Origin of the sequence: Paenibacillus soyae, from assembly GCF_024623455.1 — a bacterium.
Lineage (GTDB): Bacteria > Bacillota > Bacilli > Paenibacillales > Paenibacillaceae > Pristimantibacillus > Pristimantibacillus soyae.
The window spans coordinates 161,427-179,530 of sequence record NZ_JANIPJ010000004.1 but is presented as its reverse complement, the minus strand read 5'-3'; the positions used below and the strand labels follow the sequence as shown (position 1 = coordinate 179,530).

Genomic DNA, 18,104 nt, shown 5'->3' with positions numbered 1-18,104 from the left:
GCTTGAAACGGGAATGATAAATCTATCAGAACTGTGACAAGCAAGGAGGTGATCGTGATGGCGGTTAAAGGGGGCAGCGATTTGGTTAAATACATGACGGAGCGATTCGTGGAATATGTAGAGACGCCTGCCGAAACGCGCAAGCAGGCAAGGACGTCAGCCAAAGCGGCAAGAGAGCCTTGGCTGATCAGATGGTTCGGCTGGGGACCTGCCGGATTGCTCATATGGTGGCGCGGCAAAGGACGCTCCGAAGAGCGTCACAGATAGAATTTGCCTTGCTCCAGCAGCAAATTGACGGGAATGTACCGGCGATCCGCTCCGTCTTCGTCCGTATCGAGCGCGAGGAAGAGCTGATCGCCGTTCCACAAATCATAGCCGACGACGGACCATACTTGCCTTAGCTTGCCCTTATAAGCTTCCGTTGTATACCGAAGCTCATTTTTATCATTGAGCGCTTGAAGGAGAGCCGAATAACGAGGCGCTTCAAGCTTGAGCGGCTGCTTCGTGAGCCAAGGCATTCTGGCATATGGATCAAAGGAATCGACAAGTCCATAAGCGGTTGAAAGTTTTGCATGGGAGGCAAGTACACCATGCTTTTTTGCGTTTATCCGGCCAAGCTCTTTCTTCCACTCCGAATCCTTGGCGATCGGTAAGCCTTCTCCCGACATGCCATCCGTGTAATACATCCCCGATTTCGAGGTAATGCGCCATACGGCATGAAGAGGATCGGCATAGACGCGCTCCGCTTGATAATGGATAAGTTCAAGCTGCAGCAGGGATAGCTGCAGCGATTGTTCATTGAATAACGGGTAGGAGCCGGTTCCGTATTCGCCTAGCTGGAGTCCGCCTTCCTCCAAGGCATTAATCACGAGATAACCGATGATATCGCGCTTCTCATTCGTAAGCTGGACGAGCCAGCTATGAGTTCCCGGTCCAAGCGCGGATACGGATAACGCCGCGTTCTTCCAAGAAGCATAACGGGCTTTGGCCGACAGCTCGTCCACCCATATTCGGGCTTGCTCCTTCACCTTGGATTCGTCGGTTGCTTGGGTCACGGCGGATGCGGCAGCATCAGCGGAAGAATGCGGGCCATTATAGGCAGCCGATAGCAATAGAGATGCCGCTATTAGACAAGAAACGTAAATCTTGCTGCGAAACTTGGACAATTGTCATCACCTCACTACCAGTGTAGCGGACAAGCAGGGAGAAGGCTGTTGCAACCTGTCGCCGCGCGAGAGGGAAGCATCAGCCTTTTTTTGCCGTAATCCACCGATTCCCGTCATATATTATTCATTCGATGCCTTCCATGTGGAAAATGCCGCAGTTAATGGCGGATGCCGTCACGCGGGGCTCATACTGCCACCGGATCTCGGCCTTACGCTGCTCATATTGCTCCTGGATGGCCGGCTTGTTCTCGTCGAGCGCGTGGCCGATTAGCGGTTCATAATAAGTCTGAATGCGCTCCAGCTCCTCCTCGAGCCTCTTGGCCGCTTCGGTCGCCCATGTGTAGTCATACGTTTTCAGCTTGCGCTCCAGCTGCTGCTCGACAATCGTTTGCGCTTTCCCGAACGAGATGCCGTTTTTCGTGACATGAACGTTGGCGGGCAGGCGCGGCGTCAGCTTGGCCTTGAGAAGCCTTTCGTGAAATCCGTCAATGCAATGACCGGTAGCGAGCGATACGCCGAAGCTGTGAATTTCCTCTCGCTTGCGGTCGCAGGCGAATTCAACTTTCATGTTCACGCCCAGCCAAGCGGTGTAAGCGGTCGACTGAAACGGGCTCGCGCCTCGTTTATCCGGCTCTTGGAACAAATAGACGAAGCTGCCATTGGACTTCGCGGCCTCGAACAATTGCTCCAGCTTGCGAGAGCCGAAATAGAGCTCTTCTCTCGGGATGCGCGGCGCATTAATGGATCCGTTAATGAAACCGAAAGACCTTGCCAAAGCGGCATCGGCCGCGGCCGCTTGGCTGTCTTGCTGTTGAGGCTCTATTTTCTCTTCCATTGCGGTCTTCGCTTGCAAGGAGGCTTCGTACTTGTCTTTGTCCGTCACGAACAGGAAGGACATCGTCTCGGGTTCGGCTCCGACGCGGTCGACGAAGCTCCAATAATAGGGGCGGTTCGTCAGCTCGCGGTCGGCCTGCGGCGACAGCTTAACGGTGTAGTGAGCCGGCGATTTCTCCAAAATGGAGCATTCCGTTGCTTCCAGATAACGTCCTACGAATTTGTGTACTTGCTTCGCGTTCACGGGTTCACCTCCGTTCCCAGTCGGTCCGTTCGAATGAGCAAATCCGGCTTCGGCGCGTAAGGATTGCTCCCTGTCGATTTCACTTCTTCGCGGATTTGGCTGATCGAGCTGCCCAGCATGCTTAGCTGACGCTGCAAATCCTGATCGTTGCCGGATTCCAGAAGGGCTTTCGCCAGTCGCTGCTCGAGAGAGTCTCCGCCTTCGAATCGTTCGAGTATGTGGTCAAGCTCCCCGATAACGAGCTCGAACAAATTGATTTTTTCGTGCAGCAGGTTGACGATGTGCTCTTCAATTGTTCCAAGCGTGCATAAATTGTAGATGCGCACGTCTTCGGTCTGACCGAGCCGGTGCACGCGTCCGATCCGCTGCTCGACGCGCATGGGATTCCACGGCAGATCGAAGTTGATCATGTGGTGGCAGAACTGCAGATTGATGCCTTCGCCGCCGGCCTCCGTCGCGATCAACACCTGCGCGCGGCCGCGGAACAGATCCATCATCCAGTCTTTTTTGCCGCGGTTCATGCCGCCCCTGTAAGGAACCGCCATCATGTCGTGGCTGCGGAAGAACTGCAGCAAATATTCCTGCGTGGCTCGGTATTCCGTGAAGATGATGACCTTCTCGTTCATTTCTTTGACGAGCTCCATCGCTTTTTCCGCTTTCGTGTTCGCTTTGATGCCTTTGATTTTTTCGACGAGCTCCCAGATTTTCGGACGGATCGGCGAATCCTCGGACGTTTTTTTAAACAAATTGACGAGCGTCAGGAATACCGCGTCCCGGCTGCTGCATACTTCGCGCTGAAGCGTTACGAGAGACAGCATGCTGGACATGTCGCCGCCGCTCTCGTCATACCGTTCTTTCACGAAGCCGGTTACGGCGTCGTATAAGGCTTTCTCCTCGGGAGATAGGGAGAGCGGAATGTTTTTGACGAAACGCCTCGTGAAATGAATGCCTCCGTCGCCTCTGCGGTTGCGGATCATGACGGTCGACAGCGCTTCCTGCAGCTGATCTTCGTTTTTGGGCAGCCGCTTATCGACGACGAAATTGGCCGCGAACTCGCTTTGTCCACCTAGCTGGCCCGGCTTTAGCAGCGTAATGAGATTGTACAGCTCGTCCAAATCGTTCTGAATCGGCGTTGCCGTCAGAAGGAGACAATATTTTTTGCGCAGCTGGGTGGCGAACTGATAGTTTGTCGTTTTTTTATTTTTGAGCTTATGGGCTTCATCGATGATGATCAGATCGTAATCCGTCCCCAGCACGCGCTCCCGATGCGGGTCGCGTTTGGCCGTATCGATGGATGCGACGACGACGTCGTAGCCCCATGTATGCTCTTTCTTCTGCGCGACCGCTGATATGCCGAACTTCTGATTCAGCTCCCGTACCCATTGCAAAACAAGAGAAGCGGGGACTAGAATGAGAGCCCTTCTGACGAGTCCTCGCACCATATATTCTTTGAGCACGAGTCCGGCTTCGATCGTTTTGCCTAGGCCGACTTCATCTGCAAGGATCGCCCGTCCGCCCATCTCGTGCAGCACCTTGCTTGCCGTGCTGATCTGATGGGGCATCGGCTCGACCGCGGGCAGCGTCTTCAAGCACTGCAGCTCTTCGAAGCTTTCGACGCGTTTGGCTTCTTCGGCTTCCATAGCCAATTGATAGAGCGTCCAGTCATCCCATGGACCATTCTTGCCGATCCGCTGCTGCAGCTCGTCGAACCAGCTTCGGTCTACCTGAAGATCCACATGGGGATGAAGCTTGCGCTTGGAGACGGCTTGGCTTGGATCAGCGGCGGTTTGGGGCGAATTGTCGAATGTCATATCGAGCGCTCCTTCCGGTAGTTTTCAAAAACATACATGTCATTAGTATGACCTTTCGGTAGCATATTAATAAGATGTGATGTTTTTCATTGAAATTTTCCATATATAGTGTGTTATAATGATTTTACATACTACATGTTGATTTTTTGTGCTATTGAACTTTGGAGGGAGTGGTGAGGAATGCGGCGGTTAGAGGGGCTCAGCGAAAAAATATTTTTGGATCGGTATGCAAGAAAGCATGCGGATGCCGGCAGGGTGAAGAAAGGCGATATCGTCCTTGCGTTAATCAAAGACGACCCGAAATTCCCGGTCAAAGAAGTCGGCGAGGTCGTGCGAAGAGACGGTACGGAGGTCGAGGTGCGGCTTGCAAGCGGCGAAACGATCGTAACGAATACGGATCGCCTGACTCATCCGATCGAGCAAACTCCCGACCAGATGTGGGACCGTCTGGCGGAAGCCATGGCCTCCGTCGAAGCAACGCCAGCCAAACAAGTAGAATGGGAGAGAAAGTTTCGCGAGCTGCTGGATGATTGGAAGCTTGTTCCGGGAGGTAGAATAGCAGCCGGCGCGGGAGCAAGCGACGAGTTGACGTTGTTCAATTGCTATGTCGTCCCATCGCCGAAGGACAGCAGAGGCGGAATCATGGAGACGCTTAAGGACATGACGGAAATTATGGCGCGCGGCGGCGGAGTCGGCATGAATCTATCGTCGCTGCGGCCGAGGCGCGCCATCGTGCAGGGCGTGAACGGAGCGTCGAGCGGCGCCGTATCCTGGGGCGGGCTATTTAGCTACACGACGGGCTTGATCGAACAGGGAGGGAGCCGCCGCGGCGCGCTTATGCTTATGCTGAACGACTGGCATCCCGATCTGCTTGAATTCATAACGGTCAAAGAGACGATGGGTCAAGTGACGAACGCCAATTTGTCGGTGTGCGTTAGCGACTCGTTTATGGATGCCGTCAAACGCGATCTGGAGTGGGAGCTGGTCTTCCCCGATACCAAGGATCCGGATTACGACGAGCTGTGGACGGGCGATCTGGATGATTGGCGGAAGCGCGGCAAGCGAATTGTTTCTTATGGCAAGCATCGGGCGAAAGACATATGGCACCGGATTATCGAATCGGCGTGGAAATCGGCCGAACCCGGCGTCGTGTTCATGGAGCGATACAATAAGCTATCGAATAGCTGGTACTTTAATCCGATAGTATCGACTAATCCTTGTGGAGAACAAGGCCTTCCGGGATGGGGAGTGTGTAACCTGTCCGCGATCAATTTGTCCAAATTTTACGATGAGAAGCAGCATGACGTCGCTTGGGAGGAGCTTGGCAAGGCGACGCGCTGGTCGGTCCGTTTCCTGGATAATGTCATCGATAAAACGCCGTACCACTTCGAGCAGAACGAAGCGAACCAGAAGCGGGAGAGACGGATCGGGCTGGGCACGATGGGTCTTGCGGAGCTGCTCATCAAGCTTCGCATTCGGTACGGCAGCGAGGAGTCGCTGCGGCTTCTCGACAAGCTTTACGGCTTCATGGCGAAGGAAGCTTATCTCGCTTCGTCCCAGCTGGCGGCCGAGAAGGGTTCGTTCCCTGCTTTCGATTCCGCGAAATTCGTTCAAAGCGGCTTCATGCAGGAATTGATCGGCGCGTTCCCGGAGGTCGGGAAGGCAATCGCCAAGAACGGCATGCGCAACGTTACGGTCATCACGCAGGCTCCTACCGGGAGCACGGGGACGATGGTCGGCACCTCGACGGGCATCGAGCCGTATTTCGCCTTCGAATATTACAGGCAAAGCCGGCTTGGCTACGACAAGCAGCTTGTCCCCATTGCGCAAGAGTGGAAGGACGCTAACCCCGGCAAGGACCTTCCGGACTATTTCGTCTCCGCCATGGAGCTGTCGGCTGAAAATCATATTCGCGTGCAGGCCGCCATCCAGCGCTGGGTGGACAGCTCCATCTCCAAAACGGCGAATTGTCCCGCGGACTTCACGGTTGAGGATACGGAGAGGCTGTATGAGCTTGCGTATGAGCTGGGCTGCAAGGGCGTCACGATCTACCGCGACGGAAGCCGCGACGTGCAGGTGTTGTCGGCGGCGGGAGGGGGAGGAGACAGCACAAAGGAGCAGTCGGATAAGGCGGCAACCGATATACCGGTAATTGCAGATCAGCCTGCGTCTCTATTAGGTTCCGGCGCCGTGTCCGACCGAAAATATAAACGCAGACCTTCCGTGCTGCGAGGCGCCACGTACAAGATCAATACGCCGTTCGGCATGGCGTACATTACGATTAACGATCTCGACGGCGCCCCTGCGGAAATATTCCTGAACGTAGGCAAAGCGGGCTCGGACGTATTCGCCATGGCGGAGGCGCTAGGCAGAGTATGCTCGTTATTCCTGAGGTACGGGGACCATGGGGACAAAGTCCGTCTTCTCGTCAAGCATCTGAAGGGGATTGGCGGATCCGGCGCGATCGGCTTCGGCGCGAACCGCGTGGATTCCATCGCGGATGCGGTCGCCAAAGCGCTCGAGATGCATGTCGAGAGCGGATCGGAACAGCAGGCGGCAGCTTTGGAGGGAGAATGGAAGAAGGAGGCGGGTGACAATGTCGCCACAAGAGAAGCCCTGCCATATGCTCCGTCCGGCAATGAGGTCGATTTATGCCCTACCTGCGGTTCGGCCACGCTTATTCATTCGGAAGGCTGCAAGCAGTGCTCGACTTGCGGCTTCAGCAAATGTTAACAGCAACGGATATCTGCAGAATAGACGTATGTGAGTTGAGCTGTTAACGTCACATTGCAAAGCCTGTCACTAAGTCCGTAATTATGGCAAAAAACAGCCCGAAGGGAATATTTCCTCCGAGGCTGTTTTTTAGTAATGAATGACATAAAAAGATTAACCTCTCTTGCGAATCCCCTCAAAATATCACTGTCGCCAACTCTGTCAATCGTGTTCCCGTATATCTTGACACGCAATACTATCGGATCGTATGCGGTGTCGTTATCGGAAAACCGTCATATCACGAAGCTCGGGCATACGGGTCTTGGCGCCGGCGTTACCATCCTGTCCTTCCATGAGATGCTCCCTAAAGAAGCTAACGATGGTTTCATTCACGATCTTAGCCGTGCGCTCGGGGTTAAGCTTGCCTGTCATGCCTGGCAGATTCATATACTTTAGAAGCGGAGAGATAAACGGAAGATCGGTGTAATTCAGATGACCCGTTCCCGCAATGTAGAAGGCTTCTCCTTTGTTGTTCAACAGGCTTCGGAGATGCTGCATTTCTTGTAAATTCGAATCTGCCTCCGCTTCGAATTGTTCTCTCGTTATTCCTATCTCTTCAAACTGGGCGTCTGTGAAATGAAAGGTTCTATGAATCAAATGAAAAGCTTCCTGGGCAGCTTCCGAGTATAAGAACATGAAGGGCTTCGCAGCGGCTGTCTGATCCTTGAATCCAAAAAGCGTGCCATCCATATTAATGCCCGCTGTGATTCGCGGATCGGATAAGGCGTCATAGGAAGCGGCGCCGCCGAAGGAGTGACCGATCACGCCAACATTCCCCATATCTACTCTGCCGCCAAAGCGGCTTTCCGTTTGTTTGTCATTTAAACGCTCGAATTGATCGATCACGTAGGAGATATCGTCCGACCATACCTGACCCGTATAATCCCTATAGCTCTCCGAATTCTCGAATTGCTTATCTGACAATCGGAAGGGCTTCATGGTCCCATCGGGGAGGATGGTTCCGAATGTGCCGTAGGTATGATCAATAGAAGCAACGATAAAGCCGTGGCTGGCAAGCTCGGCGGCCTGGGACGTATGGAATAAACGCGATGAACTGTAACCATGGTTAAAAAGGATTAGAGGGTATTCAGTCCGGGAACCGGCGACTTCGGCATTCTCGGCGGCATGGCTCGATGTATATTTGAGATAATCGAGGAGCAGTGCCGGTACTCCTATCCGCTGCGCGAGCATTTGCCGTTCCTCTGCTGTCAGCAGGGAGGATAGAGCAGGGTTGCTTTGCTGCTCGGCGGGATACCAGACTTGGACGAGCAGCTCCCGGTTCTCCCCGGGATCGGCTGCGAAGGGATCCTTCCTATTCATGTCCGTCCATTGGAACGTTTGCGTTCCGACAGCATAGCGTCCCGTAGGTGCAGGAAGCTCGGGAATAGGCAGAGCATAGGCGAGGAGGGCCGTGAGCGTTAGGGCCAGTATTCCCAAAGCGCTTAGGGCAATGCGAGCTATACGCCGCGGCTTCCTGCGAAGGCCGCTCGCCCTCCTGAAGCGGAGGAAGGATAAGCCGCAGAGTATCACGGTCATCACATAGGAGAAGGACATCTGCCATCGAAGCCCTTCGATTATGCTGTGGGCAGCCAATACAAGCAGACCTGTACTGCTCCCTAGAATAATCGCTAGCCGATGACGCGGTGCTTGGAAGAGCAGCAAGATGAAGATGATTGTATTCGTGATGAGTAACAGGAACTCGAGCAAACTCAACATGATCACTCCGTTACTTGGATATTCATTCCTTCAATATGGAATTTTTTCCATTGTATTTGAAGTGTGGATTCAAGTTGAACCGTCTTCGGGATGATCCCGTCCAAGACTTTAGTCCAAATCTAGTCTCATGTTACCCATGCTTCGGTCAATAAGGCTACGCGTCCGCTTTCAGCTTGCCGGTATTCTGAATGACGGTGTCGAACTTGATATCGACGTTCAAGGAAGGGAAGTAGTCCGTCCGCCAACGCTCCAGCTGATCCCTTGAATATTGGGTGCGGAATAATTGGCCTGCTCCAAGGACGTCGGCCTGATGCGCCTTCAACTTCTTCAGCATGGCGTCGAACCGGTCGCTTAACAAAGCTTCGACCTCTTTTTTTATCTGCTGCTGGGACGGCTGCCCCCTCGTTTCGATCAAAGAAACTTTAAGAGAAATCCTTCCTTTCACCACCGGATGGCCGTCCTCGATTGAGCCCCGGCGGCGAATCGAGCTGCTGAGGATCTCGACGGTCGCGTGATCCATGACTTCGATTTTGCCCTTGGCGCTAATGCCATTGAACATGTTAATGAGCAGGGTTTGGTCCGAGGTAAGCCGTTCGACCAGCTTGCCGCCTCGGATCACGCCCGATCCGTTGCTTTCAATCACGGTCCCCGTGCCGGAGCGGACAATCGGGATGACGGTATCGCGGGTGTACGAATGAATGCTTCGGAACAGCTCCCAAACGCGGTCTGCCGAGATATGGGGGTTCCACCCCGCATTTTTCTCGAAGAAGTTAATGAGGATGGTTCCGTTGTTTTTATTAAACGAATCGATATTGCGGAAGAAGAGATTGATCGGCTCATCGCAGATGGCCGTCATCGTTTTGGGAGAGAGGGAGTGAGCCCTCATGAACGTTTCGACACTATCATTGACGCCTTCCTCCGCATAGCCTTTCTCGAATAGAACGACCTTCAAGTGCAAGAGATCGATTTGGCTTTCCATGTTTTTGCTGATGCGGTCGACGATCTCGCTGATCGTCGTTCCGGTTTCCTCGACTAGGCGGATTTTGGTCGCGCCAAGGCCCGGCTCCGGTATTTGCAGCACGACCAGGTATTGGGACTCTCTCTTTGCAATACCCATGACGATGGGAAGCGACCGATGGTTTATGTCTTTGTTGTCCCAGCATCCGCCAAGGAGCAGCATGATGAGCAGACATACCAGAACGGCAGCAATCGCTTTATTGCGCGCGCGCTTCATTCGTGTTATCTCCTTTCCTGGCGTATCGGATTCCGATCGCGAGCGTAGCGGCCGGAATGACGAACATCGCGTACAGCCTGAAGTACGTATTCCACCCAAGCAGCCGCTCCACTTGCTGCCAATCCTCGATTTTCGTGCAGGCGATGAAGGTCGCGCAGGTCCATATCATGACTGCGGGTTTGAACGGAAGGTTAACGAAATGCGTTGCAATCCTGACCGTTTGCCACGTGACTATAGCCATGAAGACCAACACGAACACGAACATGCTCAGCATGAAGAACAACGTTGTCCTCTCGAAAATGAGATAATCGACATCAACGGTATCCGTCGCCATCAGGAAAGGGAACAAAAACGTTGCGGACGTGTTCTGGCCGAAGGTCAAGAGGGGAACGTACACCGAAATCAAAAACAGCGGCAGCAGAATCAGACTGGACATGAGCAATCTGCGATGGCTGTAATCAAGCGAGGGCTGGATGAAGCCGAGAAACAAGAAGCCTCCCCCGAACGCGAACAAGCTTCTAAGGAAAGGAACGCCGAACAAAAACGAGAAGCTTGCGGATGCACGGTCAATGCTTGGAAGCAGGTAATGCCAGTCCACGTTCTGGAAGGAGGTCGCCAGAACGAAGACGGCGAACGGCAAACTCAGCCCGAACAGGAGCAAGCCTGACCGCATGATCGACTCGATGCCCAGCGAGGCGACATAAGCGGAAACTCCGAGAAGGAGAGCCATTGTCGCCCAAAGAGGGGTGTTCTCCAAAAAAAGCAGATTCACGATTTCCGAATAAGCCCTTGCGGTGATGACAAGAACCATAGTCAAATAAACGAATACCGGGGCAAGCAGAAGCGCGGACCAGGTTCGGCCGGCCGAGGAGAAAAGGTCTAGCACGCTCTGTCCGTCAGCAAGCCGCAAGCCTTTCAAATAGACAAACATAACGGCGGCGTGAATGGCGAATCCGGTCAATATCGGAATCCAGTGCCCGACTTCCGTCGATTCGATAATGTCAGCGGGATACAAAAAGAAAATCAAGCCCGAGTGGATAAGCAAATACATGCTGATCACTTGCGCGTTCTTAACCATTCGACTTCCTCCCCGGCTTGTAGAGCTCTAGATAAGGAATGCCAAACGAGGTGACGCTCGCTAGATACGCGCAGATGACGACCAGACCTGCTACCAGCCCGATTACTCCGTACATCGCGGATAACACGAGCAGCAAATACTTGAAGAGCCGAATGGAAAACGAATTTTGAAAGCCGACGACGACGGAGCTGGATATGGAGGTGGCCGCTAGTATGATGATTAGCAAATTGCTGACCAGCTTGGCGCTGACGACGGCCTGTCCCAGAATGATGCCACCGACCATAGTAACCGTCGGCCCGATGCTCTTCGGGAGGCGAATGCTGGCCTCCAGCGTCAGCTCGAGTATGAAGAGCAGAAGAAGCGTCTCGACGAGAGAAGGATAAGGAACGTCCACCCGGCTTTTGGCAATCGTTAAGGCCATCTCGATGCGAAGGACATCCGGATTCACGGAAACGAGCGCCACGTATAAGCCGGGGATGATAATGTTCGTCAAGACGGCAAGCATGCGAAGGAAGCGAATCAGCATCATGAAGATCGCGGGGAAATTCCGATCGTTCTGCACGGCGAACATGTCCCACATCAAGCTTGGCAGAATGATGGCGAACGGCATTCGTTCGAGCAGCAGGACGGCTTTGCCTTCGTTCAACGCCGTTTCGGCTTCTTGGGGAAGCTCCGATGTATTGAACTTCGTCACAAGCGTCCATCTCGGGAAGCCAAGCAGGGAGGCCAGCTGCTGAAGATCGCCAGCGTCACGTTCGGCGTTCTGTACCAGCCGCTGCGTAATGGATTCCTTCAGCTTCGCATCGATCACTCCTTCCTTGTAGAGGAAAGAGACTCTCTTCTGACCTGAGCTGCCAAGGCGGAAGTCACGTGTATGCAAGCTGCCGCTTGGCTCATGCTTGCGGATGAGTCCGATATTGGTATCGATGTCTTCGACGAATGCGCTGATGGAGCCCCTCAGCACATTTTCGGTCGTGGGCGATTCGATGGATCTGGATAAGGATTTGGCAATTGGCGTGAGGGATGCGAAACGATTGCCGTTCTCGTGCCATAGAAGAGCTTGGCCGCCGAGCAGGAGCGCCAGCAGCGCTTCTTCCTCCGGCTCCGTGATCTCCTCGCCCAAGGAGCCGCGTTCGGGTTGATCGGCAACCCAAGCGGCCCGCTGATATAGGTCGTTTAAAGTCGCCGGAAGGTCGATGAGCGAGCGAAAGGCGATGAAGATTGTAGGTTGGCCGGCCAAGCGTATGTGCTGGAATAGCAGGTCGGAATCCGTCTCCGACCGGGCCTCTAACTCCTTGATCATTCTCATGACTTCGCCTCGCTCTCGCCTTTTTTTACCATTATGCGCGAAATGGCCGGAATCATGCGCATCGAGCGGAGTTCCCAATGGAACATTTTTGACAAAAGAAAAACCTCCATTTGCGCTTAGCGAGCGTGAATGGAGGTTTGCTTCTCATTTGGAGGTAATCATGCCCGCCGTAGTAGGGTCAACGGCTTGTCTGCGACGGAGTCCGGGCTATATCGGGGAACGAGTCGACCGTCGAACGCGTCATGACGCGAGTCCCCGTATCGATCCTTTCCATTATCGGCTTTTGATGCGCGGCAGCTAGTAGGCCGGCGATGATCTCTTCGCCCCACTGCTGTTCGTTCTGCGAAACGACGGACGTAATTTGTCCGTTGTGGATCGCCTCCTTGATGTCGGACTGCATGCCGAAGGCGACGACGTCGCGGTTCAGGCCTTTTGCCTTCCATACCAGAATCGAAGACGATGCGGACCACAAATCCAGCGAAACAAAAGCGTCGAAATGGGGATGTCCGTCGATCATGATCTCCATGTCGGCGAGAGCTTGATCCTCGCTCCCGCCGTTATAGCGGATATCGAGCACCTGGATGTCCGTATGCGATTCGATATATTGCAGCATGCCTTCCAGCCGCTGCTTCTGCGCCGTCATAGTGGGGAATCCGCTCTCCACCAGCACCATGCCCCTGCCTTTGAGAAGCTGATCGAGCACTTCTCCGACCAGCTCCCCGCCCTTGAAATGATCCGCGCCGATATAGGACAGCCGCTTGCTGCCCGGCGAATCCGTCTCGAAGCAGATGACGGGGATGCCGGCGTCGATGGCCTTGTCGATGACGGGCGCCAGAGCGTCGCCGTCGACCGGACTGACGGCGATCCCGTCGACGCGTTGTTTGATCATCTGCTCCATCATGCGGATTTGCTGCTCTAGATTCACTTCATCCGGAGCTTTGACGAAAAGGTCGATTCCGAGAGGCTCAGCCGATTGCTCGGTTAATTGCGTAATCATTTCGTAGAAAGGATGCGCCATCGGATACAGAATGCCGAACAAAAGTCGGGACTCCGTCTCGGACTTCGCCACCGGACTCGGAACGGTAAGCAGATGCTGAGCTTCCGGTTCTTTCACACAGCCGGCAGCCGTGAGCAGGGCGATGATGGCCAGGATAGCGGGAAGCCAGCTACTAGCCGAGCTTGAATGCAGCCTCATTGCCGTCTCCCTTCGTCCCGAGAGCGAGTCCGCCGTTCTGGCGGAATTGCTTGGTCGTCATGCCCGTTACCCGCTTGAATAAATTCGAGAAATAGTGCGCGTCATTGTAGCCGACCTGAAAAGCGACCTCGTACGATTTGGCATGCGTCGTCAGCAGCAGCTCCATCGCTTTCTGGATCCTCGTCTGCGTCAAATATTCGATAAACGTCTGCCCGGTTTCCTGACTGAACACCTTGCTGAGATGGCTCGGGCTGAGCCGGACGTATTCGGACGCGCTTTGGAGCGACACGTATTCTTTATCGTAATGCTCCGCAATGTAGGCCTTTACCTTGAGGATCAGCTCTCCGTATTTGTCCGCGCCTTCGGACCGCCACCTCCAGTACTGCTCGGCAAGGGATATCAGATAGGAGCAGGCGCCTTCCCGCGTTCGAACCGCGCTGATGGCGGCTTGGAACCGTTCCAGCTCGACCTCGTGGGGGCCCATGCTGCGGAACGATTCTTTGGCGGCATGAAGCACCTCGATCGTCAGATCGTTCAGGATGTAGTAGCCGAGGGGAGAGCCTGCCCAGTCATGGCGGTTCAAACCGGCCAAATAAGCGGTGACGAACGTCTCCGCCTCCCCGGGCGTTCCGAGCCTGAGAAAGTCCAAAAATTTGGACCGGTCCAGGAAGACGGGCGGCTCGGGCGGCATATGCGCCGAAACGCTCAGGTTCATCTCTCGCTTATTCTGTCTGGACAGTCGATGCAGATGCATATCCTCCTCGGCCTCCAGATAGGAGAGATGAATGCCCTGAAGGCGGTCATGGATGCTGCCGATCCCGATGGCGGGAGTCTGGCGGGCCGGATTACCGGAGGGCTCCCGCGTCTCGCGGAAGCGGCGCAGACGCTCCTCCAGCTCCTCGGACGAATCTCCTTTGATAACCCACACCGTCTCCGTGCGGCTTCGCTTGAATACCAAAGGCTCTCCGGCATGAGGGAGCGGGGCGGGGAGAACCGCCTCTTCCATGTCCGCCTCATCGGCCGACGCATCGCGGTAATCCGCGATCACAACCGCATAGTAAGGCGACATCAAATCAAGCGAGATCGCCGAGCTCCAATGAATCGCTTCGGAGGTCGTCAGGAAGCCGCAGCACAGATCGCTCAGCAGCTTTTCCTTCGTCATCGTCAGTTTCTCCGACTCGCTCAGCAGCTGCTTCCGGGCGCGCTCCTTCTCGAGCCGCTCTTCGTCGATCTTGCGGCTGACGCTGTGCAGCAGCTCTAGCATGCTCGCGGCGCTGACCGGCTTCAGGCCATATTCCTCGACGCCTAGGCGCAAAGCCGACCTCGCGTATTCGAAATCGCCGTGGCCGCTTAGGATGACAATCTTGATGTCCGGCATCCGTTTGCGGACGATGCTGCTCAGCTCGAGTCCGTCCATGAACGGCATCTTTATGTCGGTAATCAGGATATCGGGCTGCAGCTGCTCGATCAGCTGCAAAGCGATTTCTCCGTCCGGCGCGTCGCCGACGAATTGAAAGCCTTCCTTCTCCCATGGAACGCATTCCTTGACCATTTCGCGGATGAGAATTTCGTCATCCACCAGCATCACTTTTTTCAAGGGGACTGCTCCTCTCTCATCGGTATTCGAATGGCGACCTTCGTGCCGGCGCCTTCCTCGCTGTCCACCGTTACGCCGTACTCCTCGCCGTAATACAGCCTGATCCGCTGCTGGACGTTATGCAGGCCGAAACCGCCGGACACCTCCTTGCCGGTTTCCTCCGGAAGCTGCTGGAGCTGCAGGTTGCGGCGAAGCGTCTCGAGCTTCTCCGCGGACATGCCAGCGCCGTTGTCCTCGACGAGGAGCAGGATGTCCTTCTCCGGGGTTCCGCGGCCGACGATACGGATCAGACCTTTGCCCCGCCGGTTTTTGATGCCATGATAGATAGCGTTTTCAACAACCGGCTGAAGGATTGTTTTTAAGATCGAATAATGACGTAGTGCGGGATCCATATCGATCTCGTAGTCCAGAATATCGCGGTAACGCATCTGCTGAATGACCAAATAGCTGTGGACGTGCTCCAGCTCCTTCTCGAAGCTGATCCAGTCACGTCCTTTGCTTAAGCTGATCCGGAACAGCTTCGACAGAGCCTCGACGAGCAGGATGACCTGCTTGTTGCGACCGGCCTCCGCCATCCAGACGATCGAGTCCAGCGTGTTATAGAGAAAGTGAGGGTTGATCTGAGCCTGCAGCGCCCGAAGCTCCGCCTTCTTCATCTCTTCTTGTTCTTTGATGCTTTGATCCAGCAGCCCCTTGATTTTCCCCAGCATGATATTGAAGTTGTTGCTTAGGTTGGCGATTTCGTCCTTGCCGGTCGTCACGACCTTCGCTTCCAGATAGCCGGAGGCGGCCAGCTGCATTTTGTTCTTCAGCAGCTGGACGGGCCTGGTCAGCCTGGAGGAAATAAAGAAATGGAGCGTGATGGCAAACACGATGCTTAGGATGACGCTGATAATGATCATCTGCCTAATGGAATTCGCTTCCTTCACGATTTCCTGCAGGGGCACGTAGCCGATGATATGCCAGCCGGTCCGCGAGGATTCCGCAGCGAATATGAATTTCGGCTTCCCTCGCGAGGAGTCGATATATTGCCGCTCGGGATGCAGGATGACGTCATTCGCCGCGGGAAGCTGACCGGTCCGCATGCTTGAAGGCGAGAAGATCGGAGAGCCCTCCGAATCGGCAACGTAGAAGAATCCCGTCTCCCCGAGCTTTGTCCCGTCGATTGACCGGCCTACGAGCTGATCGTCGATGTCGATGACGATAAAGCCGATCACCTCATGCGTGATGCGCTGCTTGACGGCGGTCATGATGGAGATGACGTCCGTGTCCGCGTACTGAAAGCCGTCGAGCCGGTCGAGTGGAGACGACTGGGAAGGAGGAACGTTCAGCACCTCGTCCGGATGCTTCGTCAAATAGGCGAAATGCGGATTGCGCAGCGGGTTTCTGTCCAGCTGGAAGACGCCACGGCGCTCGCTGATGCCTCTTCCGTACAGATTGATGATCGAGATGTTGAGCACGCTCTCGTCGTTATAGGTATCCAGATAGGAATCCATCGTTTTTAAAATGTCTTTCGCATCTTCATAGGTATCGCTTTGCGAGAACAGAAAATGGAGGACGCGGGGGTCGTTGCCGAGCTCCAGCAGCTTGCCGGTATCCTCGAATAACAGGTCGATATCGCGCGCCAGCTGTTCGCCGGCGATCATCGAAGACGCTTTGCTGTTGCCGAACACCGTTTGGAACGATTTCTGATAGGAGACGAGGCCGACGGCGACTAACGGCACGCAGGTCAGGATGATAAACATCGTGAGCAGCTTCGCCCGCAGGCTGGAGGCAATCCAATTGATCAGCTTCATAAGCGGCAATTAACCTTTCGCTATAGCGGTAATCTTTTTATATCTGAAGAAACGAATTCTTGCCCTTACTATATCAAAATCGGGTGGCGAAGGATATGGAAGCGTAAACATTCGAAAAAAAACACAATAAACGCGCAAAAAAGCAAACCAAAGCGGGCGGAGTTGACGCAATCGCGTAAAAATTTACAAGGAATACGCATGAAACTCCGTATAAGAACCGTATTTAAGCGTTCTATAATCGACTCAAACCAATGGAGTTGGTTACTTACAAGGGGAGGAATGAAAAACATGAAAGCAACAAAAAAGAAAGGGCTGGCGCTGCTGGCCTCCGTCATGCTGGTAATCACGGCGGCGTGCGGCGGCAACGCGGGAACCAATTCGCCGTCCAACAACGAAAGCGGGGCTTCGAACACCCCGACGACCGAAGCGTCGGCCGCTCCGTCTCCGGAGCAAGGCGACAAAAAGATTACGCTCGGCTTCTCGCAGGTCGGCGCGGAAAGCGGCTGGCGGACGGCCAATACGCAATCGATTCAGGACTCCGCGAAGGAAGCCGGCTTCGAGCTGAAGTTTTCCGACGCGCAGCAGAAGCAGGAGAATCAAATTAAAGCGATCCGTACGTTCATTCAACAGAAGGTGGATGTCATCGCATTCTCGCCGGTCGTCGAATCCGGCTGGGATACGGTGCTGAAGGAAGCGAAGGACGCAGGCATTCCGGTCATTCTGACGGACCGCGCGGTAGATTCCTCGGATACTTCGCTCTACGAAACGTTCATCGGCTCCGACTTCGTCGAAGAAGGACGCCGCGCCGGCACTTGGCTGGTCGAGCAGTTCAAGGACGCGACGGAGGACGTGAACATCGTCGAACTGCAAGGCACGACGGGCTCCGCTCCGGCGAACGACCGCATGGCGGGCTTTGCGGAAGTGATCGCTTCCAATCCGAAGCTGAAGGTTATCGCTTCCCAGACCGGCGATTTCACGCGCGCCAAAGGCAAAGAGGTCATGCAGGCATTCCTGAAAGCGCATGACGACATCGACGTGCTGTACGCCCATAACGACGACATGGCGCTCGGCGCGATCCAAGCGATCGAAGCGGCCGGCCTCAAGCCGGGCGAAGACATCATCATTATTTCGGTAGACGGTGTCAAAGACGGCTTCGTCGCCGCGAGCGAAGGCAAGATCAACTTCATCGTCGAATGTAACCCGCTTCTCGGGCCTCAGCTGATGCAAGCGGTCAATGACGTCATGGAAGGCAAAGAAATTCCGAAGCGCATTGTTACGGAGGAAGGCGTGTTCACGTCCGAGGACGCGAAACGCGAGCTGCCGAACCGTAAATATTAAGACGCCGGAAAAAG

Annotated in this window: 13 protein-coding genes; 3 read left to right on the top strand and 10 right to left on the bottom strand. The window is 54.6% G+C overall.

The window, feature by feature from the left end; all coding sequences use genetic code 11:
- Window positions 1-57: 57 nt before the first annotated feature.
- Window positions 58-267 (top strand): YqzE family protein, encoded by a 210-nt coding sequence (locus NQZ67_RS07710; RefSeq protein WP_257444332.1) that lies wholly within the window; start codon window positions 58-60, stop codon window positions 265-267.
- Here NQZ67_RS07710 and NQZ67_RS07705 read toward each other — a convergent pair.
- From NQZ67_RS07705 to NQZ67_RS07695, 3 genes are all read right to left on the bottom strand, one after another.
- Window positions 258-1,166: a hypothetical protein gene (locus NQZ67_RS07705; RefSeq protein WP_257444330.1), complete on the bottom strand. Its 909-nt coding sequence runs from the start codon at window positions 1,164-1,166 to the stop codon at window positions 258-260. The genes NQZ67_RS07710 and NQZ67_RS07705 overlap by 10 nt on opposite strands.
- A gap of 124 nt (window positions 1,167-1,290) precedes the next feature.
- Window positions 1,291-2,244 carry a YqhG family protein gene (locus tag NQZ67_RS07700; RefSeq protein WP_257444329.1) on the bottom strand — a complete coding sequence of 318 codons (954 nt, stop codon included), beginning with the start codon at window positions 2,242-2,244 and terminating at the stop codon, window positions 1,291-1,293.
- Window positions 2,241-4,055 carry a DEAD/DEAH box helicase gene (locus tag NQZ67_RS07695; RefSeq protein ID WP_257444327.1) on the bottom strand — a complete coding sequence of 605 codons (1,815 nt, stop codon included), beginning with the start codon at window positions 4,053-4,055 and terminating at the stop codon, window positions 2,241-2,243. The genes NQZ67_RS07700 and NQZ67_RS07695 overlap by 4 nt, the downstream gene beginning before the upstream one ends.
- 180 nt (window positions 4,056-4,235) lie before the next feature.
- Here NQZ67_RS07695 and NQZ67_RS07690 point away from each other — a divergent pair, with 180 nt between their 5' ends.
- Entirely contained in the window at window positions 4,236-6,788 is a 2,553-nt protein-coding gene (locus tag NQZ67_RS07690; protein WP_257444326.1) for an adenosylcobalamin-dependent ribonucleoside-diphosphate reductase, read from the top strand.
- Window positions 6,789-7,046: 258 nt separating this feature from the next.
- Here NQZ67_RS07690 and NQZ67_RS07685 read toward each other — a convergent pair whose 3' ends face one another.
- The 7 genes from NQZ67_RS07685 to NQZ67_RS07655 form a co-directional block, all read right to left on the bottom strand.
- Entirely contained in the window at window positions 7,047-8,363 is a 1,317-nt protein-coding gene (locus NQZ67_RS07685; protein WP_257444570.1) for an alpha/beta hydrolase family protein, read from the bottom strand.
- Window positions 8,364-8,697: 334 nt separating this feature from the next.
- A complete protein-coding gene (locus NQZ67_RS07680; RefSeq protein ID WP_257444324.1) occupies window positions 8,698-9,777 on the bottom strand; it encodes a Ger(x)C family spore germination protein in 1,080 nt (359 codons plus the stop codon).
- Complete coding sequence (locus NQZ67_RS07675; protein WP_257444322.1) at window positions 9,758-10,855, bottom strand: GerAB/ArcD/ProY family transporter; 1,098 nt, start codon at window positions 10,853-10,855, stop codon at window positions 9,758-9,760. Before NQZ67_RS07675 ends, NQZ67_RS07680 begins: the two co-directional genes overlap by 20 nt.
- Window positions 10,848-12,164 (bottom strand): spore germination protein, encoded by a 1,317-nt coding sequence (locus tag NQZ67_RS07670; RefSeq protein WP_257444321.1) that lies wholly within the window; start codon window positions 12,162-12,164, stop codon window positions 10,848-10,850. The genes NQZ67_RS07675 and NQZ67_RS07670 overlap by 8 nt, the downstream gene beginning before the upstream one ends.
- A 178-nt stretch (window positions 12,165-12,342) precedes the next feature.
- Complete coding sequence (locus NQZ67_RS07665; protein WP_257444319.1) at window positions 12,343-13,359, bottom strand: sugar ABC transporter substrate-binding protein; 1,017 nt, start codon at window positions 13,357-13,359, stop codon at window positions 12,343-12,345.
- Window positions 13,334-14,947: a response regulator gene (locus NQZ67_RS07660; RefSeq protein WP_257444569.1), complete on the bottom strand. Its 1,614-nt coding sequence runs from the start codon at window positions 14,945-14,947 to the stop codon at window positions 13,334-13,336. The genes NQZ67_RS07665 and NQZ67_RS07660 overlap by 26 nt, the downstream gene beginning before the upstream one ends.
- Window positions 14,948-14,952: 5 nt before the next feature.
- On the bottom strand, window positions 14,953-16,752 hold the full coding sequence (locus tag NQZ67_RS07655) for a sensor histidine kinase (protein WP_257444317.1): 1,800 nt from the start codon (window positions 16,750-16,752) through the stop codon (window positions 14,953-14,955).
- A 288-nt stretch (window positions 16,753-17,040) separates the two neighbouring features.
- Here NQZ67_RS07655 and NQZ67_RS07650 point away from each other — a divergent pair, with 288 nt between their 5' ends.
- Complete coding sequence (locus NQZ67_RS07650) at window positions 17,041-18,090, top strand: ABC transporter substrate-binding protein (protein ID WP_257444315.1); 1,050 nt, start codon at window positions 17,041-17,043, stop codon at window positions 18,088-18,090.
- Window positions 18,091-18,104 lie beyond the last annotated feature (14 nt).